Source organism: Haematospirillum sp. 15-248 (genome assembly GCF_012102665.1).
In the GTDB taxonomy this organism is placed as follows: Bacteria; Pseudomonadota; Alphaproteobacteria; order Rhodospirillales; family Rhodospirillaceae; genus Haematospirillum.
Genome location: NZ_JAAVTF010000008.1, coordinates 71,987 through 97,252 on the forward strand (window position 1 = coordinate 71,987; position 25,266 = coordinate 97,252).

29 protein-coding genes are annotated in these 25,266 nt (G+C 55.6%); 17 read left to right on the forward strand and 12 right to left on the reverse strand.

Features of this window, described 5'->3' with window-relative positions:
• Positions 1 to 185 precede the first annotated feature (185 nt).
• A complete protein-coding gene (locus HEQ72_RS08175; protein ID WP_168023086.1) occupies positions 186 to 1,448 on the forward strand; it encodes a porin in 1,263 nt (420 codons plus the stop codon).
• 82 nt (positions 1,449 to 1,530) lie between these two features.
• Here HEQ72_RS08175 and HEQ72_RS08180 read toward each other — a convergent pair whose 3' ends face one another.
• Positions 1,531 to 2,154: a thiamine phosphate synthase gene (locus tag HEQ72_RS08180; RefSeq protein ID WP_168020800.1), complete on the reverse strand. Its 624-nt coding sequence runs from the start codon at positions 2,152 to 2,154 to the stop codon at positions 1,531 to 1,533.
• Between the two features lie 37 nt (positions 2,155 to 2,191).
• On the opposite strand from HEQ72_RS08180, the gene HEQ72_RS08185 reads away from it, so the two are divergent.
• On the forward strand, positions 2,192 to 2,884 hold the full coding sequence (locus HEQ72_RS08185; protein ID WP_168023087.1) for a YggS family pyridoxal phosphate-dependent enzyme: 693 nt from the start codon (positions 2,192 to 2,194) through the stop codon (positions 2,882 to 2,884).
• A gap of 59 nt (positions 2,885 to 2,943) precedes the next feature.
• Here HEQ72_RS08185 and grpE read toward each other — a convergent pair whose 3' ends face one another.
• Positions 2,944 to 3,603: a nucleotide exchange factor GrpE gene (gene grpE, locus HEQ72_RS08190; protein WP_168020796.1), complete on the reverse strand. Its 660-nt coding sequence runs from the start codon at positions 3,601 to 3,603 to the stop codon at positions 2,944 to 2,946.
• Positions 3,604 to 3,657: 54 nt separating this feature from the next.
• Positions 3,658 to 4,698 (reverse strand): heat-inducible transcriptional repressor HrcA, encoded by a 1,041-nt coding sequence (gene hrcA / locus HEQ72_RS08195; protein ID WP_168023107.1) that lies wholly within the window; start codon positions 4,696 to 4,698, stop codon positions 3,658 to 3,660.
• Between the two features lie 274 nt (positions 4,699 to 4,972).
• Here hrcA and HEQ72_RS08200 point away from each other — a divergent pair, with 274 nt between their 5' ends.
• Together HEQ72_RS08200 and HEQ72_RS08205 are read left to right on the forward strand one after the other, a co-directional pair.
• Positions 4,973 to 5,545, forward strand: coding sequence for a hypothetical protein (locus tag HEQ72_RS08200; protein ID WP_168023088.1), 573 nt, complete (start codon positions 4,973 to 4,975; stop codon positions 5,543 to 5,545).
• A gap of 71 nt (positions 5,546 to 5,616) precedes the next feature.
• Positions 5,617 to 6,201 carry a Smr/MutS family protein gene (locus tag HEQ72_RS08205; protein WP_168023089.1) on the forward strand — a complete coding sequence of 195 codons (585 nt, stop codon included), beginning with the start codon at positions 5,617 to 5,619 and terminating at the stop codon, positions 6,199 to 6,201.
• A 24-nt stretch (positions 6,202 to 6,225) separates the two neighbouring features.
• Here the strand turns inward: HEQ72_RS08205 and hemW are convergent, their stop codons facing one another.
• Genes hemW through HEQ72_RS08230 form a run of 5 tightly spaced genes read right to left on the reverse strand, consistent with a single transcriptional unit; the run spans position 6,226 to position 10,566 of the window.
• Positions 6,226 to 7,362: a radical SAM family heme chaperone HemW gene (gene hemW, locus HEQ72_RS08210; RefSeq protein ID WP_322099236.1), complete on the reverse strand. Its 1,137-nt coding sequence runs from the start codon at positions 7,360 to 7,362 to the stop codon at positions 6,226 to 6,228.
• Positions 7,363 to 7,387: 25 nt separating this feature from the next.
• Positions 7,388 to 7,984: an RdgB/HAM1 family non-canonical purine NTP pyrophosphatase gene (gene rdgB, locus HEQ72_RS08215; protein ID WP_168023090.1), complete on the reverse strand. Its 597-nt coding sequence runs from the start codon at positions 7,982 to 7,984 to the stop codon at positions 7,388 to 7,390.
• A 3-nt stretch (positions 7,985 to 7,987) separates the two neighbouring features.
• On the reverse strand, positions 7,988 to 8,710 hold the full coding sequence (gene rph / locus HEQ72_RS08220; RefSeq protein WP_168020788.1) for a ribonuclease PH: 723 nt from the start codon (positions 8,708 to 8,710) through the stop codon (positions 7,988 to 7,990).
• Between the two features lie 30 nt (positions 8,711 to 8,740).
• Positions 8,741 to 9,892, reverse strand: coding sequence for a murein transglycosylase A (locus tag HEQ72_RS08225; RefSeq protein ID WP_168020785.1), 1,152 nt, complete (start codon positions 9,890 to 9,892; stop codon positions 8,741 to 8,743).
• Between the two features lie 14 nt (positions 9,893 to 9,906).
• The gene (locus tag HEQ72_RS08230) at positions 9,907 to 10,566 is read right to left on the reverse strand and encodes a Tim44/TimA family putative adaptor protein (protein WP_066133626.1); all 660 of its coding nucleotides are present in this window, start codon (positions 10,564 to 10,566) and stop codon (positions 9,907 to 9,909) included.
• 126 nt (positions 10,567 to 10,692) lie between these two features.
• Here HEQ72_RS08230 and HEQ72_RS08235 point away from each other — a divergent pair, with 126 nt between their 5' ends.
• From HEQ72_RS08235 to HEQ72_RS08245, 3 genes are all read left to right on the forward strand, one after another.
• Positions 10,693 to 11,169: an FxsA family protein gene (locus HEQ72_RS08235; RefSeq protein ID WP_168023091.1), complete on the forward strand. Its 477-nt coding sequence runs from the start codon at positions 10,693 to 10,695 to the stop codon at positions 11,167 to 11,169.
• 85 nt (positions 11,170 to 11,254) lie between these two features.
• Positions 11,255 to 11,767 carry a protein-export chaperone SecB gene (gene secB, locus HEQ72_RS08240; RefSeq protein ID WP_168020781.1) on the forward strand — a complete coding sequence of 171 codons (513 nt, stop codon included), beginning with the start codon at positions 11,255 to 11,257 and terminating at the stop codon, positions 11,765 to 11,767.
• A gap of 13 nt (positions 11,768 to 11,780) precedes the next feature.
• Positions 11,781 to 12,170, forward strand: coding sequence for a helix-turn-helix domain-containing protein (locus tag HEQ72_RS08245; protein ID WP_168020779.1), 390 nt, complete (start codon positions 11,781 to 11,783; stop codon positions 12,168 to 12,170).
• Between the two features lie 38 nt (positions 12,171 to 12,208).
• On the opposite strand, the gene HEQ72_RS08250 is transcribed toward HEQ72_RS08245, so the two are convergent.
• Complete coding sequence (locus HEQ72_RS08250; protein ID WP_168020777.1) at positions 12,209 to 12,673, reverse strand: methylated-DNA--[protein]-cysteine S-methyltransferase; 465 nt, start codon at positions 12,671 to 12,673, stop codon at positions 12,209 to 12,211.
• 181 nt (positions 12,674 to 12,854) lie between these two features.
• On the opposite strand from HEQ72_RS08250, the gene HEQ72_RS08255 reads away from it, so the two are divergent.
• The 7 genes from HEQ72_RS08255 to HEQ72_RS08285 all read left to right on the forward strand — a co-directional run bounded on the left by HEQ72_RS08255 (position 12,855) and on the right by HEQ72_RS08285 (position 19,548).
• Positions 12,855 to 13,109 (forward strand): DUF6489 family protein, encoded by a 255-nt coding sequence (locus HEQ72_RS08255; protein ID WP_168020775.1) that lies wholly within the window; start codon positions 12,855 to 12,857, stop codon positions 13,107 to 13,109.
• Between the two features lie 36 nt (positions 13,110 to 13,145).
• The gene (locus HEQ72_RS08260; protein WP_168020773.1) at positions 13,146 to 13,523 is read left to right on the forward strand and encodes a (2Fe-2S) ferredoxin domain-containing protein; all 378 of its coding nucleotides are present in this window, start codon (positions 13,146 to 13,148) and stop codon (positions 13,521 to 13,523) included.
• Positions 13,523 to 14,866, forward strand: a complete 1,344-nt coding sequence (gene mnmE, locus HEQ72_RS08265; RefSeq protein WP_168023108.1) for a tRNA uridine-5-carboxymethylaminomethyl(34) synthesis GTPase MnmE — start codon at positions 13,523 to 13,525, stop codon at positions 14,864 to 14,866. The genes HEQ72_RS08260 and mnmE overlap by 1 nt, the downstream gene beginning before the upstream one ends.
• A gap of 162 nt (positions 14,867 to 15,028) precedes the next feature.
• On the forward strand, positions 15,029 to 16,903 hold the full coding sequence (mnmG, locus tag HEQ72_RS08270) for a tRNA uridine-5-carboxymethylaminomethyl(34) synthesis enzyme MnmG (protein ID WP_168023092.1): 1,875 nt from the start codon (positions 15,029 to 15,031) through the stop codon (positions 16,901 to 16,903).
• Between the two features lie 116 nt (positions 16,904 to 17,019).
• On the forward strand, positions 17,020 to 17,628 hold the full coding sequence (rsmG, locus tag HEQ72_RS08275; RefSeq protein WP_415877255.1) for a 16S rRNA (guanine(527)-N(7))-methyltransferase RsmG: 609 nt from the start codon (positions 17,020 to 17,022) through the stop codon (positions 17,626 to 17,628).
• Positions 17,618 to 18,418 carry a ParA family protein gene (locus tag HEQ72_RS08280; protein ID WP_168020771.1) on the forward strand — a complete coding sequence of 267 codons (801 nt, stop codon included), beginning with the start codon at positions 17,618 to 17,620 and terminating at the stop codon, positions 18,416 to 18,418. The genes rsmG and HEQ72_RS08280 overlap by 11 nt, the downstream gene beginning before the upstream one ends.
• Entirely contained in the window at positions 18,415 to 19,548 is a 1,134-nt protein-coding gene (locus HEQ72_RS08285) for a ParB/RepB/Spo0J family partition protein (RefSeq protein WP_168023093.1), read from the forward strand. Before HEQ72_RS08280 ends, HEQ72_RS08285 begins: the two co-directional genes overlap by 4 nt.
• A 92-nt stretch (positions 19,549 to 19,640) precedes the next feature.
• Here HEQ72_RS08285 and htpX read toward each other — a convergent pair whose 3' ends face one another.
• Positions 19,641 to 20,600: a zinc metalloprotease HtpX gene (gene htpX / locus HEQ72_RS08290; RefSeq protein ID WP_168023094.1), complete on the reverse strand. Its 960-nt coding sequence runs from the start codon at positions 20,598 to 20,600 to the stop codon at positions 19,641 to 19,643.
• A gap of 131 nt (positions 20,601 to 20,731) precedes the next feature.
• On the opposite strand from htpX, the gene HEQ72_RS08295 reads away from it, so the two are divergent.
• Together HEQ72_RS08295 and HEQ72_RS08300 are read left to right on the forward strand one after the other, a co-directional pair.
• Positions 20,732 to 20,905, forward strand: coding sequence for a DUF1674 domain-containing protein (locus HEQ72_RS08295; RefSeq protein WP_168020768.1), 174 nt, complete (start codon positions 20,732 to 20,734; stop codon positions 20,903 to 20,905).
• A gap of 128 nt (positions 20,906 to 21,033) precedes the next feature.
• Positions 21,034 to 22,437, forward strand: a complete 1,404-nt coding sequence (locus tag HEQ72_RS08300) for a hypothetical protein (protein ID WP_168020767.1) — start codon at positions 21,034 to 21,036, stop codon at positions 22,435 to 22,437.
• 36 nt (positions 22,438 to 22,473) lie between these two features.
• On the opposite strand, the gene purH is transcribed toward HEQ72_RS08300, so the two are convergent.
• Complete coding sequence (purH, locus tag HEQ72_RS08305) at positions 22,474 to 24,060, reverse strand: bifunctional phosphoribosylaminoimidazolecarboxamide formyltransferase/IMP cyclohydrolase (RefSeq protein ID WP_168020766.1); 1,587 nt, start codon at positions 24,058 to 24,060, stop codon at positions 22,474 to 22,476.
• Between the two features lie 369 nt (positions 24,061 to 24,429).
• Here purH and HEQ72_RS08310 point away from each other — a divergent pair, with 369 nt between their 5' ends.
• Complete coding sequence (locus HEQ72_RS08310) at positions 24,430 to 24,948, forward strand: helix-turn-helix domain-containing protein (RefSeq protein WP_245184263.1); 519 nt, start codon at positions 24,430 to 24,432, stop codon at positions 24,946 to 24,948.
• 37 nt (positions 24,949 to 24,985) lie between these two features.
• Here the strand turns inward: HEQ72_RS08310 and HEQ72_RS08315 are convergent, their stop codons facing one another.
• Positions 24,986 to 25,198: a hypothetical protein gene (locus HEQ72_RS08315; RefSeq protein ID WP_168020765.1), complete on the reverse strand. Its 213-nt coding sequence runs from the start codon at positions 25,196 to 25,198 to the stop codon at positions 24,986 to 24,988.
• Between the last annotated feature and the right edge of the window lie 68 nt (positions 25,199 to 25,266).

Here is a 25,266-nt window from a genome sequence, read left to right on the forward strand (position 1 = left end):
TGCATGTGTTATATCTGCAACACTTATAAAAATACGTGTGTAATGTCGTTGTTACACGATTGACGGTACACGCACCGATCCCCTAGATAGCTGTCACTGCATTACATGCATGCACTCTTTTCCGGTCTGGAAGGGCAGTTGTGTGGTGTGTATGCATCACCAGATAGACAGGGATCAGAACTGTTATGAAAAAAATTCTTGTTGGCACCAGCGCCCTTGTCGCTGCTTCTGCCATTGCCGGTTCCGCCATTGCTGCTGAACCGCTCCAGCTGTCCGTTGGCGGCTTTGGCTCCGTGTTCGTTGGCTATGCGTCCCAGAGCAACACCTACCTGAAGGCTGTCGATAAAGAAGCCAGCAAGGTTGACGTCAAGGGCGACAACGAAATCCACTTCAAGGGCAAGACCACCCTGGACAATGGCCTGACCATTGCCGTGAAGTACGAGCTGGAAGCCGGTGGCACCAACAACACCAACGACGACCATGTCTCCAAGTACGCCATCTCCATGGGTGGTGCATTCGGTACCGTGATCGCCGGCGTGGACGACAACGCCATGACCGCCTTGGCTGCCCGTTCCCCGCACATGGGCAACCGCCTGTTCGGCGGTGGCATTTCCGAAGGCAGCCTGATCGGCGGCGACTGGGTTCTGAAGCCGAAGAGCAATGTCACCATTGCTGACACTGCTGCCATAACAAGCGACGAGAAGACCCAACAGCTGCTGCGCCAGACTGACTTCATCGACGCCAGCTACATCACCACCGGCAATGGCACAGAAAGCATCAGCTACCTGTCGCCTTCCATCGCCGGCTTCACCCTTGGTGCCAGCTACATACCGGACACCAACCAGAAGAAGCACGACGAGAAGCAGCCAACCGGTAAAAAAATCGCCCGCGCCTATGGCGTTGGTCTTGGCTATGCCAACACCTTTGGTGGCGTCGGCGTGCAGGCTGATATCGGCTGGCTGAATGGCGGCAGCAAGCTCAAAGCCGAAGAACTGACCATGAATGCTATCACAGCAAAGAGCAAGGGCCGCAACGAATACCAGGCCGGCCTGAGCCTGTCCTACTCCGGCGTAACAGTCGGTGGTGGTTACCACATGATCAAGGAAAAGCTGGGTGTCGATACAGGTGCCAACAAGGAAGTCAAGGGATCCTTTGACCATTCCGCTTGGGAAGCCGGTATTGGCTACAAGACCGGTCCGTTTGGTATTGCGGTGTCCTACCTCGACCTCAAGCAGGCTGACCTTGGCCTGAAGGGTGACCTGAAGGACAAAAGCCAGAAGGGCCGTCGTTCGCGCGCTGTCCAGCTGACCTCGGAATACACCATGGGCCCGGGCGTCATGCTGGTTGGTGGCGTTGGCTACACGAAGTTCGAAGACAAGGACTCCAAGAAAGCCAGCGATCGCAACAAGGGCTGGGTGGCCGTTACCGGTCTGTCCCTGGCATTCTGATGCGTGACACCTGATAGCCGGCAACGGTTTCAGGTACGGGGAAAGGGCAGCTTCGGCTGCCCTTTTCTTATGGGTATCAGACTCAGGCCAGCGCAGACACCGCAGCAACACCCCAGGCACCGCTTCCGTACAAACGGGGCAGGGTGGATGCCGAAATCCCCCCTAGGGCAAGAACCGGCACCCGGGATCTCTGGACCAAGGCCCGGAAGCGAAAAACCCCCAGCGCAGCAGCACCCGGATGGCTGACTGTCGGAAAAACCGGTGAAACCAGCGCCGCATCCACACCAAAACTGCCCGCCATAACCAAGGCTTGGTGCGAATGAACAGCGGCTGTCACCAGCCCACCAGCTCGACGCCAATCAACAAGCTCCGAACACAGGGCACGACGCAAAAGGCCCTCTGGCAGATGCACACCATCGGCAGCACAGGCCACGGCAAGGGCATGGTCTGCTGCAACCAGCAAACGGATGTCCCGCTTCTGGGTAGCATCACGCAGGCGCAAGGCCAGATCAGAGCGAAACCGGTCATCATAATGGCGCAGGATCACCGCACTGCCGGGTGGAAGCCGGCGTACAATCGCGACTGGATCCCCCACACGTGGATCTGTCATGAAGACAAGCCATGGCACGGGACATGCCGCAGGCCAGTTTCCACGTGCAGAAGCATTGAGTTTCGCAGCCTGTATCGCTAGGGTCCGAAAGGACATCTGCCGACACACTCCTTTGAATCAGGATAGAACACGCATGGCTTCCCCTGATCTTTTACCGGGACATCCGGACACGGTACAGCACTGGCACACCGTACGGGAACAGATCGCGCACAAAGCGCTGGAAGCGGGGCGGGACCCTGCATCAGTCAACCTGATTGCCGTGTCCAAAACATTTTCCGCGTCGGCCATTACCCCGGTTCTTGATGCCGGACAACGCCTTTTCGGTGAGAACAGGGTTCAGGAGGCTTCTTCAAAATGGCCGGCATTGAAAAACCGCTTCCCTGACATTGAACTCCACCTGATCGGCCCTCTGCAGTCGAACAAGGTCCGGGAAGCGGTTGCCCTGTTCGACGTTATTGAAACAGTGGACCGCCCGAAGATTGCCACGGCGCTTGCCACAGAAATGAAGCGCCAGAACCGTTTTCTTCCCTGTCTGGTACAGGTCAATATCGGGAATGAACCACAGAAAGCCGGCATAGCGCCTGATCAGGCCGACGGCTTCATCCAGGATTGCCGTGAGCAGGGTTTGGCAATAGCTGGTTTGATGTGCATTCCCCCTGTCAATCATCCGCCCGGACCTTTCTTTGAAACCATGCAGGCCTTGGCACAACGTTACCAGCTTCATACCTTGAGCATGGGCATGAGCGCCGATTACACTGAAGCCATCCGGTATGGGGCCACCCACGTCCGGGTTGGATCGGCGATCTTCGGGTACCGGACTCCATAGAAAACCCCTGACCAAAGCCAGGGGTTTCAAACAGGGGATCTTGGGATTTTCAGCCTTGATCAGACAGACTGGTCAATGTGCCCAACCGGCGCTGGCGCATCGTCTCCGCCTGCAGGTGCATCATCCCGCTTTGGCCCGCCCTTGGAAACAACAACCATGGCCGGACGCAACAGACGATCATGCAGGGTCCACGCATCCTGATAAACCTGGACAACGGTTCCTGTCGGGACGTCTGTACGTTCGACCTCCTGCATGGCCTGATGGTGATGCGGGTCAAAGGGACAATTCAGACTTTCAATCCGGGTTACGCCATGACGGGACAAGACGGACAACAGTTCCTTCTCTGTCATCTCGACACCTACCGCCAAGGTTCCAAGCTCTGCATTGGACAGCCGTGACTCTGCCGGAGCAGCCAGAAGGGCACGCCCAAGATTGTCGGCAACAGCCAGCACATCACGGGCAAAATTGGTCACCGCGTAGCGATTGTTGTCCTCGATCTGTTTCTGGGCCATACGCCGCGTATTCTGGGAATCCGCAAGGGCACGCAGATATTCGGTCCTCAGGCGTTCCACCTCGGCTTCCAGTTCGGCAATGCGGGCCTCGGGTGTTGCTTCTGCGGCACCCTCTACTTCCGGAAGCTCTGTGGCTTCAGTCTCCTGAACAACTGCATCAGGTGCCGTGTCCGGGGTTGGAATGATCTTGTCAGTCTCTTCGGTCATGTCTCTTCCATACAATACTCCGGCAGGCCCACGCACAGCAGACCACAGCCTTTTTTATCCAATAAGCTGCCCGATAACCCGCGCAGTATAATCCACCATCGGGATAATACGGGCATAATTCAGCCGTGTCGGCCCAATCACCCCAATCGCCCCGACAATCTGTTCGCGGCTGTTCTGATAGGGGGCCACGATCAGGGAACATCCTGCAGCCCCGAACAGGTCATTGTCCGAACCAATAAAGATCTGGACACCTTCACCCGTTTGCACAAGATCCAGGAGGCGCAACATTTGCTGACGCGCCTCCAGGGTTTCAAAAAGGAAGCGGATACGTTCAAGATCTTCGATGGCATGCACATCCTGCAACAGGTTGGACTGCCCCCGTATAATCAGCGCACCCTGATCCTCGTCACCACCCCATATCGCAAGACCAGCCTCTACAACCCGGGCAGTCAGTTCGTCAAGCTCGGCACGCCGGCTGTCAAGATCGGCAGAAACAAGGCGGCGCACATCAGCCAAGGTCTGCCCGCCCAGACGAACCGACAGGAAATTTGATGCCTGCTGCAAAACACTGGGAGGAAGACCGGCCGGCACCTCGATCAGGCGATTCTCGACCAGACCATCGCTGGTCACCATAACCACCAAGGCACGCCCGGGGCCCAGGCTGACAAACTCGATATGACGCAACGTGCTGTCTGTCTTGGGAGCCAGAACCAAGCTGGCACAACGCGACAAGCCGGACAAAGCCGTCGTTGCCTCGGACAGCATTTGCTCCATACTGCGGCCTGTTGACTGACAATGGCTGTCAATACGGCTGCGCTCGTCATCACTCAGGCGCCCAACTTCCAGAAGGCCAGAGACAAACATACGCAAACCATGTTCAGTCGGCAGACGACCCGCCGAAACATGAGGCGCATACAGAAGCCCAAGATCTTCCAGGTCAGCCATAACAGAGCGAATGCTGGCCGGCGACAAGCCAACCGACAGGCGACGGGACACGGTACGGGAACCAACCGGCTCCCCATCATGGACCCACGACTCAACGACCAGCCGCAAAACCTCGCGGCTACGCTCGTTCAGCTCTGCTATTGGCAGCATGGTTTTCACGGCCTTGCCCGAACCTTTTGCATCGAATCCGGAACCGTACCACACAATGGTCCCATACGTGTTGGAATGTAGTCAGCCACTCCCCCGACGTCAATGTACCGGCAGGAGATGCGCCCTCTTTCAATATAACATGCAGTACTCAGGTAACATAAACAGATCCGGGAAGCGGCTGCACGACAAACAAAAAGCTTGGCGTAGGGGTGTGAACAGTGAAACATTGCTCTTATCCGTTGCATGACAGAATGCCGGAAAAGCCGGGGGAAAGATGGTTCGCCACACCGCTGAAGACAGAGAATTGTACAACAGGATTGTTGCCGCCCACGAACGCAACATGATTGGGCTTCTGGTCAACTACCGGAAGCTGAATGGCGTTTCCTCCCCGATTTTCAATCCGTGGGAGGCTATTGGTCCACTCTTGGTTCCTGTCATCGTATCGCTTCTGGTTCTCATCTTTGGGGGTGTTGTTGCGGGAACCATGGCACTTCTGTTTACCATGCTGCTTTACGGCGTGCTGCTTCGCCCATGGACCCAGCGCAAGATTCACGATCGCGCCCGCCGTGTTATCGGGCACAGTTTCGGCGCATTTGAAACTCTGTGGGAATTCGGGGGGTTCGCTCTCTACATCACGGACCGCCCGACAACAATGGTGGAGGCACCACAGGGTGACTGGCGCTCCTTTGTCCGTCGCAATCTTCCCAAACCCGCACCGGGTGAAGACGTGGGGGCCCCGTTCAGGGCATCCTTGTCAGGAAGTGGGGATTTTGTGCCGCCGGTCCGGTCACAGGCCGTCACAGGCGATGAGCAACCCGCGCCCGGACGCAGGATCAGACCGACATAATCCATCCGGCACATAGACCCGGTGAACGATGCGTGTTACAGCTCGCCGCAGGAAGAGAGCGGCCCGAGGCAATGGACACGAATAAACGGCGGCATTACCGACGTACCCTGACACAGGACGAAGCCCGGCTTTGGGAGGAGATTGCCCGCACGGTCAATCCCATATCCGGTCGCTTGCCCTTTGTCAGGACCGATGCCCCGGAAACAGATACTCCGGAAACAGAATTACCTTTAAACACACCACCTTCCGGCAAACCGATCCAGTCACCTGCCTTGTTGAGGACAGCCACGCCGAGGAACAAACCGTTCCTACCCCTGGAGCCCGGAAAAAGCCCGGGCGTTGACCATAGAACAGCCCTGAAATTCAAACGGGGCAAAATGCATGTGGATGCCCGTATCGACCTGCATGGTATGGGCAAGGATACAGCCCACGCCAATCTCCTGAATTTTATGAACAGGGCAATACGCAGCGGCTACCGGTGCCTTCTTGTCATCACCGGCAAGGGAACGCGGGGCGAGGGGGTTTTGCGACGGGCTCTCCCCGGCTGGCTGAATGATGCCCGCATCCGGCCGCATATCCTGTCATTCAGCGCCGCCAGGCCGGAACATGGCGGAGAAGGGGCCTTTTACATCCTTCTCCGCCGCAACAGGGACTGATGTTTCACGTGAAACGACGGCACATCACGATGATTGCACCAGGGCCCCGATAATCGCATTCAACACCGGCATGCCGCGATCCGTGACCCGCAGTGGCCAGCCCTCTGCGACAAGTCCCTCGGCACGCAACATGGCCAGCATTGGCCAGTCCAGAAGATCAGACAGGTCAAAGCCATGACAGGCCAAGCGGAACTCATCCGGGTCAATACCACGACGCAACCTCAACCCCATCATGATGTTCTCTTCGGCCCGCGCGCGTGCCGTCAGCGGTTCGTTTTGCCGCGTTGCATGACCGTCACGCAGCACCGTTTTCAGCCACACATCTGGCGCACGATGCTGGCGTGTTGCGTGAAACATCCCATCGACACAGATCCGGCCATGCGCGCCGGGTCCAATGCCAACATATTCACCACCAAGCCAATACAGGAGATTATGGCGGCTTTCCTGCCCGGGAACTGCATGGTTTGAAACCTCGTAATAGGGCATACCGCTGGCTGCGGTCAGGGCATGGGTAACAGCCCACAATTCCAGCGCAAGATCATCTTCGGGAAGGGTAAAGACACCCCGGGCCAGATCCTGCTGGAAACGGGTTCCTTGCTCGATGGTCAGTTGATACAGAGAAATATGACCACCCGTCGCCAGATCAAGAGCCTGCGACAGCTCTGCCTCCCACTGTGCGGGGGTCTGTCCGGGACGGGCATAGATCAAGTCAAAGGAGAAGCGGGGAAACAGCCGGGCTGCGGTCTCGATCGCCTCCAGTGCCTCACGGACACCATGCCGCCGTTCCAGAAAGCCAAGACTTTCAGGCACGAGGGACTGGACTCCCAGCGAAACACGATTGATTCCGGCATACCGAAAGGCCTGAAAACGCTCGCGGTCTATGGCACCGGGATTCGCCTCCAGCGTCAGTTCAATGTCCGCAGCCCACGTCCAGTGGGCAGCAGCACGCTCCAGAACAGCCTCAACCGTACGCGGCGCCATCAGCGAAGGCGTACCACCGCCAAAGAAAATACTGCCAAGCACACGCCCGGGAGTAAGGGCCGCGTAGTAATCCAGTTCACGCAGCAGCGCCTGACACCAACGATCATGGTCAACATGATTGGCAACATGACTGTTGAAATCACAGTACGGGCACTTCGACACACAAAAAGGCCAATGCACATACAAACCAAACAGCGAGGGTACGTTAGTCAAAACACGCCTTCACAAGCTGTTGGAATGCACGGGCACGGTGGCTGATGGCATGTTTCTCTTCCGGAACAAACTCGGCAAAGGTACGGCTGTCCCCGTCCGGAACAAAAAACGGGTCATAGCCAAAACCACGATCACCACGCGGTGGCCAGCAGATGGACCCATCGACCTGTCCGACAAACGTTTCCGTGTGCCCGTCCGGCCAAGCCAGGCACAATGCGCACACAAAGCAAGCCGACCGGTCGGGATGATCACTCAGACGGTCATGAACAGTACGCATGGCACCGGCAAAATCTTTCTCCGGGCCAGCCCAGCGGGCCGAGTAAATCCCCGGCTCGCCGCCAAGCGCAGAAACTGACAGACCAGAATCATCGGACAGGGCAGGAAGCCCGGAAGCCTTTGCAGCAGCAAGGGCTTTGATAGCTGCGTTACCCGAAAATGTTGCTGCCGTCTCTTCGGGTTCCGGCAAATCCAGATCAGCAGAGGACACGACATCAACCTGAAATGCACGAAAAAGGTCACGGATTTCCCGCACCTTCCCCGCATTATGGCTGGCAACAACCAGTCGGGAACCATCAAACCGGCGTGCCATGCCTTATGCCTCCACCAGCAAGGCCCGGTTCTGCAAGGCAACAAGCTCGCGCACACCTTTTTCCGCCAGATCCATGAGGGCATCCAGTTCTGCACGGGAAAAGGGCGCCTCTTCGGCTGTTCCCTGCACTTCAATCACCTTCCCGGTACCGGTCAGAACAAAATTGGCATCGGCTTGGGCTGATGAATCCTCTTCATAGTCCAGGTCCAGAACCGGCACACCATTCACAAGACCACACGATACGGCTGCAACACTGTCTGTCAGGGGAAATGCAGACACAAGCCCGGCAGACAAGGCATGACGGAATGCTTGGGCCAGGGCCACATAGGCCCCGGTAATGGAGGCTGTCCGGGTTCCTCCATCCGCCTGAAGTACGTCACAGTCGATCCGGACCTGCATCTCACCCATCTTTGACAGGTCTGTTACGGCCCTCAAGGATCGTCCGATCAGACGTTGTATTTCCTGTGTGCGCCCGGATTGCTTGCCCCGGGCGGCTTCCCGGTCGGTGCGTGTTCCTGTTGAACGGGGCAACATACCATATTCTGCCGTAATCCATCCCTTGCCCTGTCCCCGCAACCAAGGGGGAACACGGGTATCGACAGAGGCCGTGCAAATAACGTGGGTATCTCCGAACTTCACCAGACACGACCCCTCTGCATGCTTGATAAAGCCGGTCTCAAGGGTCACTGGGCGAAGTTGGTCAGCAAGGCGGCCGGAAGGTCTCATGGAATATATCTCTCTGTCAGGCTGGAAAAATTAATGGGTCGGCGCACTGTGCCGGGGTAAAAGCAAATACCAGGTTCCCGCACTTTTCATGCGCCCGGCCTTGGCTAGGGCCTGCTCACCGGGACCCCAGAAGAAATCACCACGAACCACGCCCTTGATGGCCGATCCCGTGTCCTGTGCCACCATAAGCCGGCGCAGGGGTTTATGATCTGGATCTACCGAATTGAGCCACAGCGGCACCCCAAGCGGAACATACCGCGGATCGACTGCAATGGAACGCCGGGCTGTCAAGGGAACCGACAGAGCCCCTACAGGCCCATCCCCGCGAATAACGCGAAAGAACGTATAGCGCGGGTTCTCACGCATCAAGGCACCCGCCCGATCCGGGTTTTCCTTCAGCCACGCACGAATGAACGGCATGGTAGCTTGCCCGGGCCCCAGAATGCCATGATCCAGCAAGATGCGACCCAGTCCCTTGAACGCATGGCCGTTGCTGCCGGCAAAACCAAGCCGCTGCACCTTGCCATCAGGCAGAATAACGCGACCCGACCCCTGTATCTGCATGATATGCACATCAACGGGATCTTCGGCATACATCAGGACAGGCGCACGCCCGTTCAGGGCACCATTTTCAATTGCCGCGCGCGAGGGCAGGGGAGGAACCTTCCTGGTATCCGTGACAACACCCGGCGGAGGCCCATAAAGAGGCACCTGACAGCGCGGCGTTTTCTTCAGGCATCCTTTCAGCTCCGCCTCATAATACCCGGTAAATGTGCCGGAAGGACGACCGGAAGAACTGACAGACCAAGGCTGCATACGCGCCTCAAGAAATTCCCTGACAGAAGCAGAAGACGCGGAGCGTGAGGGCGGGAATTCACGATGCAGGTCGGAACAGAAACGCTGCCAATCCTCTACGGTCCCGCCCAAGGAACCGGGGCCAACCCATCGGCTTGCATCAGGACGACGCTGGAAGGAATCGCAGGAACGCCTGAGAGCGGGCAGGGCCTCTACCTGCATATCCTGATCCCAACCGGGAAGAGCCGAAAAAGACACCGGCTTCAGCTGCTGTTCAGAGGGAATGGGAGGCGGTTCACCCGGCCCACGACCACCGCAGGAAGCCAAGGCCAACAGACAAACCCCGGCCAACAGCCGGGGTAGAACGGTACGAACAGATACAGTCATAGAAAGAAACCCATTCAGGCAGATGGAGCTGCTGTTGAAACCAGCTTCCAGTTGGGGTCATCAGAACGTGGATCCCTCATGAATGTCCAATCATCGGTAATCACGACCGTCTCATTGGGATCCCCCTCGACGATTCGGCCTTCCGAATCACGGGTAACCGATATCTGCTCGCTTACAAAGCGAACAGACACCAAGACAACATCCTTGGCGAGTTCAGCTTTTATGAAGGAAATTGAACGGATAAACTCAAGTCCCGTCTCCAGGAACAGGTTTTTGCTCTCCCGGGTCTGGATTTCCCCCTCGAAGCTGCGGTATACGTCCTCAGCCAGAAGGAAGCGCAGAGTCTCCCTGTCGCCGCGGGCAAAGGCTTCGATCACCATTTCGAAGGCACGCCGGGCGCCACCAAGAAACTCCTCGGGCACAAAGGAAGGATCAGCCTTCATCACATCCACCAGCCCCGGAACAGACAGACTTTCATCTGAGATGTCGCTGTCGTAACGACCGGGCAGGGGGATCACGTTGTCCCCGGTATCCTGGTCCAGCGTACGACCGTGCAGATCGCGCGGCCTCTCATTGCCGTTTTTCTGGCCCAGAACACTGCGCAGCCGCAGGATCAGAAACCCGGCGACAAGGGCCAAAAAGATGATGTCGATGAACGCGATTCCCTGGTTCATGGCAGTCCTGACTGTCGGTAAACACTGGGTCTGTAACACCACCGCCACAGACCACACACACTGGCATCGGGAATCCCGGACCAGCTCTGAAGGTCTAGATAAGGGTTGTAGCAGTATAGGGCAAGCATGACACAGGTTCTTCTTATTTTATTTGTTATCTTTCCCGTGGCCGAGATAACCATGTTTCGCCTTGTTGATCTTGCGATCGGCCTGTGGCCAACCGTCTTTCTGGTTGTCGTAACGGGGGTGAGCGGGATTCTTGTCCTGAACAGGGCCGGGCTAGCACCTCTGGACAGCCGGACCTGGGCAAAGAATACTATCTCTCTACAAGACATGGTTGAGGCAACCCTTATGGTCGTATCCGGGTTGCTTCTGGTCACACCGGGTTTCCTCACGGATGCCTTGGGGCTTTTCCTGCTGATCCCGTCCATGCGTCGCACCACGGCAGCCCTTCTGGCCCAAAGGCGCAAGAAACACGAAGACCAACCTACCCCATCGGATGATGCAGGAGAAAGCCATGCAACATCAGGTCCTGAAATAGACGGTGAATACCGCGATATTTCTGCCGGATATGACCGGAATGGCCAGACCCGATCCTGCTGAATGAACAAGGTGGATAACGCAGGGTTCCGTGGTTATGCATTCCATGCTAGGGGTATGCCAACCAATCTGAAACGGGGAGCCCCTTATGACCGACGCACAGAATCATACAACGACACCGGAAGACAATACGTCAGACACGCCACCACTGATGTTGGCCATTGAAAGCCAGTACATCAAGGACCTGTCTTTCGAAGCACCGCAAACGCCGGTCATTTTCCACAAAATGCGCGAACAGGCTCCGGCCGTATCCTTTGGGGCTGATGCCAAGGCACGCCACCTGGATGGCAATGTCTTCGAAGTTGTTTTGCATGTTGAAGTCAAGGCTGACGTTGGGGCCGAGACCGCCTTCATGTTGGAGCTTGCCTACGGTGCCGTTGTTCAGGCAAACCCGGTTGAAGCAGATCACCTGCAACCCCTGCTGCTGATCGAGGCGCCAAGAATGCTGTTCCCGTTTGTCCGGAACATTATCGCCGATGTGACACGCGACGGCGGCTTCCCGCAGCTGATGCTGCAGCCGATCGACTTTGCCGCTCTTTATCGGCATCGACTGGCAGAAGCCGCGCGCCCTGAACAGGAAAATACTCCAGAGCAGGTATAGCAGGACACAGCACGTGACCCCGTTTGGAGCCAGAATTCGTGACCTGAGACGCCAGCGGGGCATAACCCTGCAACAGATGGCTGCTGATCTCAATGTATCCGCAGCCTATCTGTCTGCCCTGGAACATGGCAAACGGGGCAAACCTGGTCCCGGCCTTGTTCTGGAGTTATGCGGTTATTTCGGACTTATCTGGGATGAAGCCGAAGCCCTGAAAAACCTGGCCGAGGTTTCAAGACCCAAAGTAACGCTTGATACCTCTGGCCTGTCGCCGCAGGCCACAGCATTTGCCAACCGCCTCGGGGCCTGTATTCGATACCTGGACGATGAAGCTGTTGCCACTCTGGATGCCCTGTTGGTACGCATACAGCCCCCCCTGCCTGCAAAACGCAGCAGACGCTCCTGATACCTTACGTCTCTTTATGTTTCACGTGAAACATCCTGTCAGGATGTAACCGGCGCACTTTGCTCAAAACGCAAAAGCCAGGCCTTGCTCTGCAGGCCATCAAACGCAGAATACCCACCAAGACGCCCTCCCGAAGCTAAAACCCGATGACAGGGAACAAGTATAGGCAAGGGATTGCGCGCACACGCCATACCCACAGCACGTGGAGACGATGATACAGCCTGCGCCAGATCGCCATAGGTTCGTGTTGTGCCAAAAGGAATAGCGCAAAGGGCATCGCGTACACGGGCAGAGAATGTAGTACCGGCCGGGGCAAGGGGCAGGTCAAAGTGCTCCAGGCGACGGTCAAACCATGCCTCCAGCTGCTTCCCGGCTTCTTTCAGAAGGGGGGTCTCCTCACAGCCCGCCTCCATACCCCGCCCCCAATCCAGGGAAACAAGGCAATTATCAGCCTCAAACAGGGTCATCCACCCGAGGGGACTGTGCAAAACAACATGAGGCACTCTAGAAATCCATCCAGACAGACAAAACCAAAGCCAAATTAGCGGCGGTCTTGCCACGCAGGCAAGTCTGTCACAAAACAAATTTTAGCCGGGATATTCACAGGTAGAGTGTGCAGGCACGGCAGACCGGGGGGGTTCTCCGGAAAAGCGCTTTCCGTATCAACCAGATCGTAGGGTTGGCATGAAAATCGAGATTGATATCGACTGTACGCCTGAAGAAGCCCGCACCTTTCTGGGATTACCGGACGTCCGCCCCATGCAGGATGCGCTTCTGGCCGAAATACATAAACAAATGATGAACCAGTTGCAGGCAGTTGACCCGGACACCCTTATGAAAAGCTGGTTACCGGCCCAGGTTCAGGGCCTGGAGCAGATGCAGAAATTTTTCTGGTCGCACTTCACAGGGGATGACAAAAGCGGCAACAGGGGCCCATAAAAGGAGCGCCAGAGAATCCTGTACGAGGAATACCCCGTGTCCTGCCCGGATCCCGACCTTTATTACCGCATCCATGTTTTTATCTGCACAAACGAACGCCCGGAAGGCCACAGCCGTGGTTCCTGCGCCCGGTCAGGTGCCGTAAAACTACGTGACTACATGAAGGCACGCGCAAAAGAGCTGGGGCTGACAGACCGTATCCGCACCCAGCAGGCAGGGTGCCTGGACCGGTGCGAGCTGGGACCAGTGCTGGTCATCTACCCGGAAGGTGTGTGGTACGCCCCACGAACACGGGAGGATATTGATGCCATCCTGGTTGACCATATCCGTGACGGAAAACGTGTGGAGCGCTTGATGCTGAATCCACAGGATCGCATCCCCGCTGACCTGGAAGCCCGTCAGGCATCCCAATGATCACCAACGATACCATTGTTGCAACAGCCACAGCGCCGGGCCGGGCTGGTGTTGCCGTAACCCGCGTTTCCGGCACACGGGCACGCAACGTGATTACCTCACTCTGTGGCCGCTTGCCAGAAGCACGCAAGGCAACACGATTCCTGTTTCGTGACCCCGGAACAGGGGATGTTATCGATGACGGACTTGTCCTGTGGTTCCCGGGGCCGGCCAGCTTTACGGGCGAAGATACCGCTGAATTCCAGGGACATGGTGGAAAGGCCGTAACTGATGCCTTGCTGCAGGCCATTCGTCGTCTGGATGGGGTGCGGATTGCCGAACCCGGCGAGTTCTCGCGCCGGGCCTTTCTGAATGGCAAACTGGATCTGACCCGGGTCGAAGGCCTGGCAGACCTGATACAGGCCGAAACGGATGCTCAACGCCGCCAGGCACTCCAGCAAATGGACGGTGCCTTGGCACGCTTATATGACATCTGGCGGGAGGAGCTGGTTCGGCGTCTGGCGTGGATGGAAGCGCACATAGACTTTCCGGATGAAGACATCCCGCCCGATCTGGATCGTTCGGCACGAAACGGGCTGGAAGAACTGGTGCAAGCCATTGATACCTATCTCTCGGACAACCGACGCGGTGAGCGCATCCGTGACGGCATCCAGATTGCTGTCCTCGGTCGTCCCAATGCCGGAAAATCCAGCCTGGTCAATGCGCTTGCACAGCGGGAAGCCGCCATTGTTTCCGACCGGGCCGGCACCACACGCGATATCATCGAAGTCCATCTGGATCTGGGAGGATTCCCGGTCACCATTGCCGATACAGCCGGCCTGCGCAGCAGCAATGAGGACATAGAGGCAGAGGGGATACGCCGGGCACGGGTACGTGCCAGTAGTGCTGATCTCAAGATTGCCGTGTTTGACCTGACAGAGTGGCCTGAACTGGATGAAGAAACCCTGTCTCTTGTTGACTCCAGCACGCTGGTGGTACTGAACAAGAGCGACGTGGCAACAACGCATCCAGACAGAATGATAAAAATTTCTGGCACGCGCCCCTTGCTGCTGTCAACGCACAGCGGGGAGGGCATGGCGGAACTGCTGTCAACATTGACAGCCATGGTGGCGAAGTGTCTGAACGCAGGGGCATGTGCACCCCCGGCGCTGACACGCCAAAGGCACAGGGATGCCCTGGAGGATTGCCGCGACAGCCTGTTACGCGCCATACACGCCCCAATGCTTGAGCTTATGGCGGAAGACGTTCGTCTTGCAGCCCGTGCCCTAGGCCGTATTACAGGCCGGGTAGAGGTTGATGATTTGCTGGATGTTATTTTCAGCGACTTCTGTATTGGTAAATAAAAAAATCAAGATAAAGCATGAAGTTGATGAGTCTGTCGTAGTGTTATCCCCTGCAACAGGGTTGGCCGTATACCACCGGCTTGCGTTTCATGCTATGCATGTGCATGTTTTGGCCGCTTGTCGCCACGACAGGATAGTGATCACCACTGATTGTTTAATGCAATGAAAAGCCACTTTGACGTTATCGTAATCGGGGGCGGACACGCCGGCACCGAAGCGGCAGCCGCAGCAGCCCGTATGGGCGCTCGCACACTTCTGCTGACCCAACGCATAGAAACCATAGGGGATATGTCCTGCAACCCCGCCATAGGCGGCTTGGCAAAGGGACACCTTGTGCGCGAGATTGATGCGCTCGATGGCGTCATGGGGCGGGCAATAGACCAGGGCGGTATCCAGTTCCGCATGCTGAACCGGAGCAAGGGCCCGGCGGTACGCGGACCGAGAGCACAGGCCGACCGATCCCTGTACAGAAAGGCTGTCCAGGACATCTTGGCCGGTACCCCCAATCTGACCATGGAAGCCGGATCGGCCGAAGACCTGATCCTGGACCGGTCCGGACGTGTGTCGGGCGTACTGACAGCAAGCGGGCGTGCATACAAGGCTGGTGCTGTTGTTCTGACGACCGGCACATTCCTGCGGGGTGTCATTCACCTGGGTGAAAAAACATGGCCTGCCGGACGGATTGATGAGCCGCCATCACTCGGCTTGTCCAATACGCTGGAGCGCCTGGGGCTTGTTCTCGGGCGCCTGAAAACCGGTACTCCGGCACGCCTTGACGGGCGAACAATCAACTGGAAAGGGCTGGAGATGCAACCCGGCGACGACCCGCCGGAACCCTTCTCCTTCATGACAGGGCATATTACAACGCCCCAAATCGCCTGTGGCATGACCTGGACCACCGAAGAAACGCACGCCATCATTCGTGCCAACCTTGATCGTGCCCCGATGTACTCCGGCCAGATCCAGAGTGTGGGGCCACGCTATTGCCCTTCCATTGAAGACAAGGTGGTTCGCTTTTCGGAAAAGGACCGCCACCAAGTCTTTCTGGAACCAGAGGGCCTGAACGACCCGACTGTCTACCCGAATGGCATATCAACCAGCCTGCCGGAAGATGTGCAGACGGCTCTGATCCGCTCCATTCCGGGGCTGGAGGCTGTCACGATCCTGCGCCCGGGCTATGCCATAGAATATGATTTTGTTGATCCACGCGAATTGCGCCCATCGCTTGAACTGAAGAAAGCAAAGGGTCTGTTTCTTGCCGGCCAGATCAACGGAACAACGGGCTATGAAGAGGCAGGGGCACAGGGTCTTGTCGCCGGGATCAACGCAGCCCTTCTGGCGGGTGGTGCTGCCGCCGATGATGCTTTTGTGCCCGATCGGGCCGAGGGCTATCTTGGTGTCATGATTGACGACCTGGTCACACTGGGGACACAGGAACCGTACCGTATGTTCACAAGCCGCGCGGAATATCGGCTGCAACTGCGTGCTGACAACGCAGACCTGCGCCTGACCGGAAAGGGAATCGCTGTCGGTGTCGTGGGTTCGGATCGCACGGTCGCTTTCCGTAAAAAGGAAAAGGCCATGGCAGAAGGTCGGGCGCTGATGGAAAGTCTTTCCGCAACCCCGAGAGAGCTGGAGCCTTACGACATCCGCATCAACCAGGATGGGGTTCGTCGCAACGCCCTCGCCCTTTTCAGCTATCCGAATGTGACGTTTGACCGCTTGCGTCAGATCTGGCCAGAACTTGGCGTAATTGCTCCCGATATCGCAACACAGCTGGAAATCGAAGGGCGCTATGCCGGGTACATAGGACGTCAAATGGCCGACATTGCGGCCTATCGGCGTGATGAAGATCTTCTTCTGCCAGATGATCTCGACTACCACAGCATTGGAAGTCTTTCGGCTGAAGTCCGACTCAAGCTGGATGCGACCAAGCCCACAACACTGGGCGCTGCCGCGCGAATACCGGGTATCACACCTGCAGCCCTGACAGCCCTCTTGGTTCATGTCCGGAAACGACGCGATACTGCAGCCTGAAGGCTTTCCAATAAAGATACGACCGGGTATACAGAGGGAAGGTTTTCAGCCCTTCCCCGTTGTTTCACGTGAAACACCTATCCGATATAACGGAGCACCCGTCGTTGTCTGTCCCGCTGACATGCGAAGAATTTCAGGCCGCATCGCGCGTTTCACGTGAAACGATGGAGCGTCTTTCCCTTTATGCAGACCTGCTCTGCAAATGGCAGAAAAGCATCAACCTTGTTTCTTCATCTACACTGGAAGATCTCTGGCGCAGGCATTTCCTTGACTCTGCACAACTGTGGGCACTGCTCCCACAAGGGGCAAAGACCTTGGTAGATATGGGAAGCGGTGCTGGGTTTCCCGGCATGGTCCTTGCGATAATGGGGTTTGATACCGTTCATCTTATTGAATCAGACCAACGCAAGTGTGCATTCTTGCGTGAGGTCGCCAGGGAAACAGGTACATCCGTTACCGTTCATGCCACCCGTATTGAATCCGCCACTGTGTGCCCGGCCGATGTTGTCACATCGCGGGCATTGGCATCGCTGGACAAGCTACTGGATCTTTCATCCAGGTTCAGGACTGAGCACACAATTTGCCTGTTCCCCAAAGGGCAGACTGCCGATATCGAGTTGACCGGAGCCCAACAAACATGGACACTACGTACCGAAACGTTCCCCAGCCTGACCGATGCAAACGCGACCATTCTGCGACTGAGCGAGGTGCGCCGTGAGCTATGATCTACCGGCCAAAAGCCCAAAAATTATTGCCGTGGCCAATCAAAAAGGTGGGGTAGGGAAAACCACAACCACCATAAACCTTGGCACCGCGATGGCTGCGGTCAAGAAGCGTGTCCTTGTCATCGACATGGATCCACAGGGGAATGCATCAACCGGCCTTGGTGTCGAGCGCGCACAACGTCAGCGCAATGCATACGCAATTCTGACCGAAGATCTCCCGCTGGCGGAAGTTGTGTGCCGAACATCCGTCCCCGGACTGAGCATTATCCCATCCGGTGTTGATCTTGCGGGGGCAGAGCTGGAACTTGTGGATATGACAGAGCGGGAATTCCGACTGAAGAAAGCCCTGTCATCGGCGGTACAGGACTACGATTACGTCCTGATAGACTGTCCCCCTGCGCTGGGTCTGCTGACTTTGAATGCCCTTGTTGCCGCGCATGAGGTTCTGGTTCCTCTTCAGTGTGAATTCTTTGCCCTGGAGGGTATTTCCCATTTGATGAAGACGATTGACCGGGTCAAACGGACCCTTAATCCACACCTTGGTATTCAAGGTATTGTTCTGACCATGTTCGACAAACGCAATAACCTGTCGGGTATGGTCGAAAGTGACGTACGCGGCTATTTTGGTGACAAGGTTTTCAATACGGTTATTCCGCGTAACGTACGGGTATCCGAAGCACCGTCGCATGGAAAACCTGTTTTGCTGTATGACCTGCGCAGCTCCGGGGCACAGGCTTACGTTCACCTAGCCGGGGAAGTGTTCAAACGCGAGCGGGAGATGGCGATATGAGCGAGGAAAAACCACGCCGGGGACTGGGGAGAGGGCTCTCTGCCCTGTTCGGGGAAGATAGCGATGAAGCTGTCTCCGAAACAGGGAAGGCCGGAAGCGCACGCGCAACAACACGAACCTCCGTTGATGTTCCTGTCGAACTTCTGCAATCTGGTCGGTTCCAGCCGCGCCAACAGTTTGATGAAGAGGGCCTGGATGACCTGGCCCAAAGCATACGCGAAAAAGGCATCATCCAGCCTATTCTGGTCCGCCGGCTTCCCGAGGATTCAAAGCGCTACGAAATCATTGCCGGGGAGCGGCGCTGGCGGGCCGCACAGATTGCCCGGAGACAGACAGTCCCTGTTCTCATTCGTGATTTTTCCGATCGGGATGCCGCTGAGGTTGCACTGATCGAAAACCTCCAGCGTCGCGACCTGTCAGCCCTTGAGGAGGCAGAGGGATATCGCCGTCTACAGGAAGAGTTCCAGCACAATCAGGATGACCTGTCACGAACACTGGGAAAAAGCCGCAGTCATGTTGCCAACATGATGCGCCTTCTGGGGCTGCCCGATCCCGTGAAAGTTCTCCTGCGCAATGGGTCCCTTTCTGCCGGACATGCCCGCGCCCTGCTGAATGCGGAAGACCCGGTTTCACTGGCAGATGTTGTGGTCAAGAAAGGCCTGAATGTTCGCCAAACCGAACGCTTGGCAACAGAAAAGGGAGGTGTGCGCAAACGCAAGGCCCCAGCAAACAAGGTAACCAAGCCCGAACAGGGCAGGGCAAGCAAAGACTCTGACACCATGGCCCTGGAAAAAGATCTTGCCCGTATCCTTGGCCTAAAAGTCAACATAGAGTTTGAAGGGCGCGGCGGCCGTATTCTTATTCACTATGAAAGTCTGGCGCAGCTTGATGATATCCTCTACCGCCTGAACAACCCGACAAACAAAAGCTCGGACCAACGCCGCGCAGAAGGGAACGAGGAAGAGGGCGACTATGCCTTTGCCATGGGCTTTGCAAAGAAACAGGAGCATCCTCCCCGAAAAGAAGAGGTGAAGAAGCCATCCCTTCTTCTGCCTGAAGATGCGCTGATTGACGCATGGGACGATGCTCTGAAGAACGAGGAAAACGAAATGGCAGGTCTTTTCGACTAAATACGTCCGGAATATTTTCGCAGAACTTATATAAAAAACGGGAAACTATAAACAAAGTCTCCCGTTTCGTTTTGGGTTATGACAAACAGCTCTCAACCCCAAGGGCCAGTACGGTGCCCCGGCTCTTTTTCCCATGGTGATGTTTGCCGCCCGTCTCTTTCAGATGAATTTATTTTACGGTCGTGCGGATGTATACCGTATTCCTGCGCCATACTCTGAAGAGCCTTGATCCGGTTAGCCGTTGCGGGGTGTGTTGAGAAAAGATTGTCCATCGACCGTGCGTGCAGGGGGTTCACGATGAACATATGGGCCGTTGCCGGGTTGGCTTCTGCTGCATGATTGTCAATCTGGCTAGCTCCGCGTTCCAGCTTTGCAAGAGCACTGGCAAGCCACAGAGGGTTGCCGCAAATGGCAGCACCAATACGATCAGCTTCATACTCCCGGCTACGGGAAATTCCGGTCTGCACCAACATTGCCGCCAAGGGGGCCAAGATCATCAGCAGAAGGGACCCAACAAACCCGAGTGGGCTGCCGTTGCTTTCTTCAGAACCCCGTGATGCTCCCATGAAAAGAACCATGTTACCAAGCATGGAGATCGCACCAGCCAATGTCGCTGTAATGGTCATGGTCAAGGTATCGCGGTTGCGCACATGGGCCAGTTCGTGGGCCATCACACCGGCAATTTCTTCTTCATTCAGAAGAGCCAACAGGCCTGTTGTTGCGGCAACCGCTGCATTCTCGGGGTTACGGCCCGTTGCAAAAGCATTGGGTTGCGGGTTGTCTATGACATAGACCTTTGGCATCGGCATGGAAGCACGGCGTGCCAGATGCTCCACAACCCCATAAAGCCCGGGTGCAGACGTACGATCAACGGGCCGGGCCCCATACATGGACAGAACCAGACGATCGGAGTTCCAGTACGCAAACATGTTCATCGCCCCGGCCATAAACAGGGCCATCAGCGCACCACCAGCTCCGCCAACCAGATAGCCAACGGCCAGAAAAAGCCCGGTCATCGCAGCGAGAAGAACAGCCGTACGGGCAAAATGCATAACCTTAAATCCTTAGCCTGTTACCTTCTGACGCAGACACACGCCTGCGTTCCGTCTATGCTATGACGTGGGGCGCAATATCCATACGTCAAGTCTTCATTACTAACATTCTGTTCTGCAAGGATTTTATTATGTCTGCTCCTCCAGACCCTGTCCCGGGTAATCCTGCTGGAACCCCGTCCCCTGATCCAGAGCCAGAAAAACAACAAGAAGAAGCCTCTGTGACCGAAATTGGCGGCCCAAGAGGGGCGGAACCAACGCGCTTCGGTGACTGGGAACGCAACGGTCGATGCAGTGATTTCTAGGGATTCATAGCGATTTCCTGATCGTGATTCGTGGCATCCCCGGCACGAATCGAGGCATCGGCCTTGAAGGAAAGGCGCGATAACCGTACCGTTCTTGCAGGAAAGATCAGCCAGGCTACAGGACATCCATGTCGTTTTTTGATGTTTTGATGGATATCCTGAAGGCAATATTCGGAGCGCTTTCAGGAAAACCAGGGGGGGCCGGGGACGTTGATGAAGACGATTCTGGCGGGTCAGCTGCGCTTCGCGTTCTTCTACTGACATTCGAAAATGACACAAACGGCTCGGTAACAGAGGCGATTGCAAAGTCTTTGGCCAAGATACCCGGCCTGTCGATCGTACGTACCACCGAAATCACAGCGCCTGTTGATGACAACGAGGTTTTGCCAAGCTCTTTGGCGGCCATGGTCAGAAAAGCCAGAATAATGGCGGCATCTGAAGAGGTTGGCGGCATTCTGGGAGGACATATAACCGCCAACAATACCCTTCGCCTGCGCCTTATACCCGCTAGGCTGGATACGGAAGCTGTAAGCTGCGTTCTGTTCTCCGGTGATCTTGTCGAATTTCCACTCCCCCTGAATGGAACAGACGAGATTGTAGGAGTTGCGGCCCTGACGACCATATGCTGTGACACAGACGGTACACGCCGTAATCGTTCAGACCGGCTAAGAGAGCTTCCGCAAAGCATAGACGAACTTGTTAGCAGCATGGGTGGACTGTCCCCCGCAGGGGAAGCATCGATTCAACTCTTCTATGCTGGGGCACTGATAACCTCTGGCTTTCGTACAGATCAGAAAGCATTGCTGGAAAAGGCTCTAGACCTGACCAAGGATGCCTTGGCCAAGGCCAAGGAAGGCCTGACAGCAGCACAGGTTGGTGCGGCTAGGGCGCGCTTTGCCGTTTTATCCACCGATCTGGCATTACGCAACGATGACTTCCAGAAAACAGAAGAGTTTGTCAGCCACTTCCGTATGGCGGCGGAAACATACCCACTGGAACTGTTCCCGGATGAAAATGCCTTCCTGAACACCCAGATGGCCCGGGTCCTGGCCCGCCTTGGACAGTCAACGGGTAAAATCCCTTTCATGCGTTCTGCTGTTGATGCCTACTTTGAAGCCTCACGATCCTGGAACAAGGCATGGCGGCCGGATTCATGGGCAGAGCTTCAGAACAACATGGGGTCCGTCATGACCCAGATAGGGGAATTCTCGGGAAACAGTGAAATACTGGGACGTGCCAGTCGCGTTTTTGAGTCCATCACCGAAGTCTGGAGCCGGGAAAAGAAGCCAAAACAATGGGCCAACATACAAAACAATATCGGCGCGTGCCGTTTTGCCGAAGGAAAGCGCAGCAATGACATGGCTATATTGCGGGAAGCGCTGGAGCGTTTCTCGCTGGCTCTGGAAGTTTATGCCGCCGAAGGCATGACCAAGAATGTAACCGTCACCCAGAAAAACATAGCCCGTGTCGAACGCGTGATCGGATCACAGGAAGCAGGGGCCTCTGCCCCGAAGGCAGAAAAGCCTGAGTGAGATGTTTCACGTGAAACATCTCACCCTTCCACCATCTCAATGACGGAAATGACGCATGCCCGTAAAGACCATGGCAAGGCCTGCATCATCAGCGGCCTTGATCACTTCTTCATCACGAATGGAACCACCCGGCTGTATCACGGCTGTTGCACCGGCCTCTGCTGCAGCAAGGAGACCATCTGCAAAGGGAAAAAATGCATCTGAGGATACAACGGACCCCACAGCCCAGCTCTGGCTCTCGCCGTTGGCTTCTGCAGCCTGAGCCGCACGGAAGGCAGCTATGCGGGAGGAATTAACCCGACTCATTTGCCCTGCACCAATGCCAACGGTCATCAAATTCCGTGCATAAACAATCGCGTTCGATTTGACATGCTTGCCAACCGTAAAGGCAAACAGCATATCTCGCATTTCCTGCTCCGATGGCTGACGCTTGGTGACAACCCTTAAATCCTCGCCTGCCACCAAAGTGTCACGATCCTGCATCAAAAGACCGCCTGCAATCGCCTTGACCTGCGGCCCACCTGAACGGGGATCCGGAAGAGAGGACGTTACAAGAACACGGACATTCTTTTTTGCAGAAAGAATACGGCTGGCCTCAGGATCAATGCCAGGCGCAATAATAACCTCAAGAAACAGGTCGCAGAGATCCCGTGCTGTCTCTGCATCCAGAGAGCGGTTGAAAGCAACAATACCCCCGAAGGCGCTCTCTTTATCACATGAGAGGGCCTTGTGGTATGCCTCGCGCACTGTATTGGCAACAGCAACCCCACACGGGTTGGCATGCTTGACAATAACGCAGGCAGTTTGAGGAAACTCGGCAACCAGCTCGAAAGCCGCATCGGTATCGTTAAAGTTATTGTAGGATAGTTCCTTACCTTGAATCTGCGTTGCTGTTGCAACACCGGGACGCTGCTCTCCCGTAAGATAAATAGCCCCGCTCTGGTGAGGATTCTCACCATAGCGCATGGTTTGCTTCAAACGACCGGCAAGAACCATACAAGACGGGAAGGTGCTTCCAACCTGCCGGGAGAACCAATCTGAGATAGCGGCATCATAGCATGCCGTCCGGCCATAAGCCGCAGCGGCCAATTGCCGACGCAAATCATGGCTGGTTGCCCCGTCGTGCACGGTCATATCTTCCATGACACGGGCATAGTCAGATGGGTCAACAACAACCGTCACGGAATCATGGTTCTTTGCCGCGGCGCGGATCATGGCCGGCCCACCGATATCAATCTGTTCTACGCAGTCCTGGAAATCTGAACCCGCTGCAACCGTTTCCTCAAACGGATACAAGTTGACTACCACAAGATCTATTGGCTTGATCTCGTATTGCTCCATTTGTTCTTCATGAAGCCTGTTACCCCGTACACCAAGGAGACCACCATGAATTTTGGGATGGAGGGTTTTGACACGCCCATCCAGCAGTTCAGGAAAACCGGTTACGTCAGAAACCTCGCGCACAGCGATCCCGTTTTTGGCAAGAAGGGCGGCAGACCCACCAGTAGACAGGATTTCCACACCCTTACCCACAAGGAAGCGGGCGAAATCAACAAGGCCTTTCTTGTCAGAAACGGAAACCAGCGCCCTGCGAATACGGAGAATAGCACCAGAAGCAGACATGGACAGATCTTTCCTGAATCTTGTGAGAGCTGGATCTGCTGATAGCACAAAGCGGTCACCCGCGTATATCCCCAGAGAGCCATGAACCATCGCATCATTTCATCTTGCACACAAAAAAGTGCACATATTGTTTCTTTAATGGTCATGTATATTAATATTTATTATAAATAAACAATGGTGATACTTAAAAAAATAAGGTTGTATTACATTTTACTTATTACCTTAAGGGGAAATTTAGGCAGGTGTCCCGCTCACCTTAACCATATGTGTTTGATCTACATTTTAGATATCAATTGCACTCAATACGGGCTACCTGTCATGCCTTTCAACTAGCATAAGGAAAAAAGGGTCGCTATTGTTCAATCAAGAATGACGATACTTCTAAAATCTGAAAACATCATGGTGTCCAAGGTGAATAGTGAGAGCAGAATAAAGATCCGCAGCAGACAACCAATCACGGCGAAAGAATACGGACCAGACCCTGTTGATATACACGTTGGAAAACGCCTGAAACTGCGCAGGCGACTCATGAAGTTGAGTCAAGAACAACTTGGAGAAGCTGTCCGCGTCACATTCCAGCAAATACAAAAATATGAGCGCGGGCATAACCGTGTGTCAGCATCCCGCCTGTATGATATTGCAAGTGTCCTTGGCGTCGATGTTTCTTTTTTCTTCAAGGATATTGGACAAGACGTCACAGAACATCGCCCAACACAGAACTTGCTCCAAAACGCAGGATTGGGCGAAAATCCCATGCCCGCCTATGAACAAGACCCTCTCTCGCGCAACAAAACCATGGAGCTGGTCCGCCTTTTCTGGAAACTCCCCAGCACCGAAATGCGTCGCAATATTCTGGAATTGCTGAACAGTATGAGCCGACGCGACTAAATCAGAAACGCAAAAAAAAGCACAGCGCCATGGCCGGTCATACCACGTGATCGGCCATAATTTCTTCTACAATGGCCTGCGAAACGTCGAGGAAGTGAATGACTTCACCACAGCGGCGATCGATCACCCTTCCTTCTTCAAGATCTTTCTTCAGACCTTCCAAGGCACCATGGACGCCCCGCAAAAGACGGAGCACCTCACGAGTACTAAACTGATCAGTTGTACAATCCGAGCGAAGAACCGAATTCACACCCTATACCTCTCTTGGCAGAAACTCGCAAGCCGTTGATCCTATACAGTCTTGCGCAAAACAGCCAA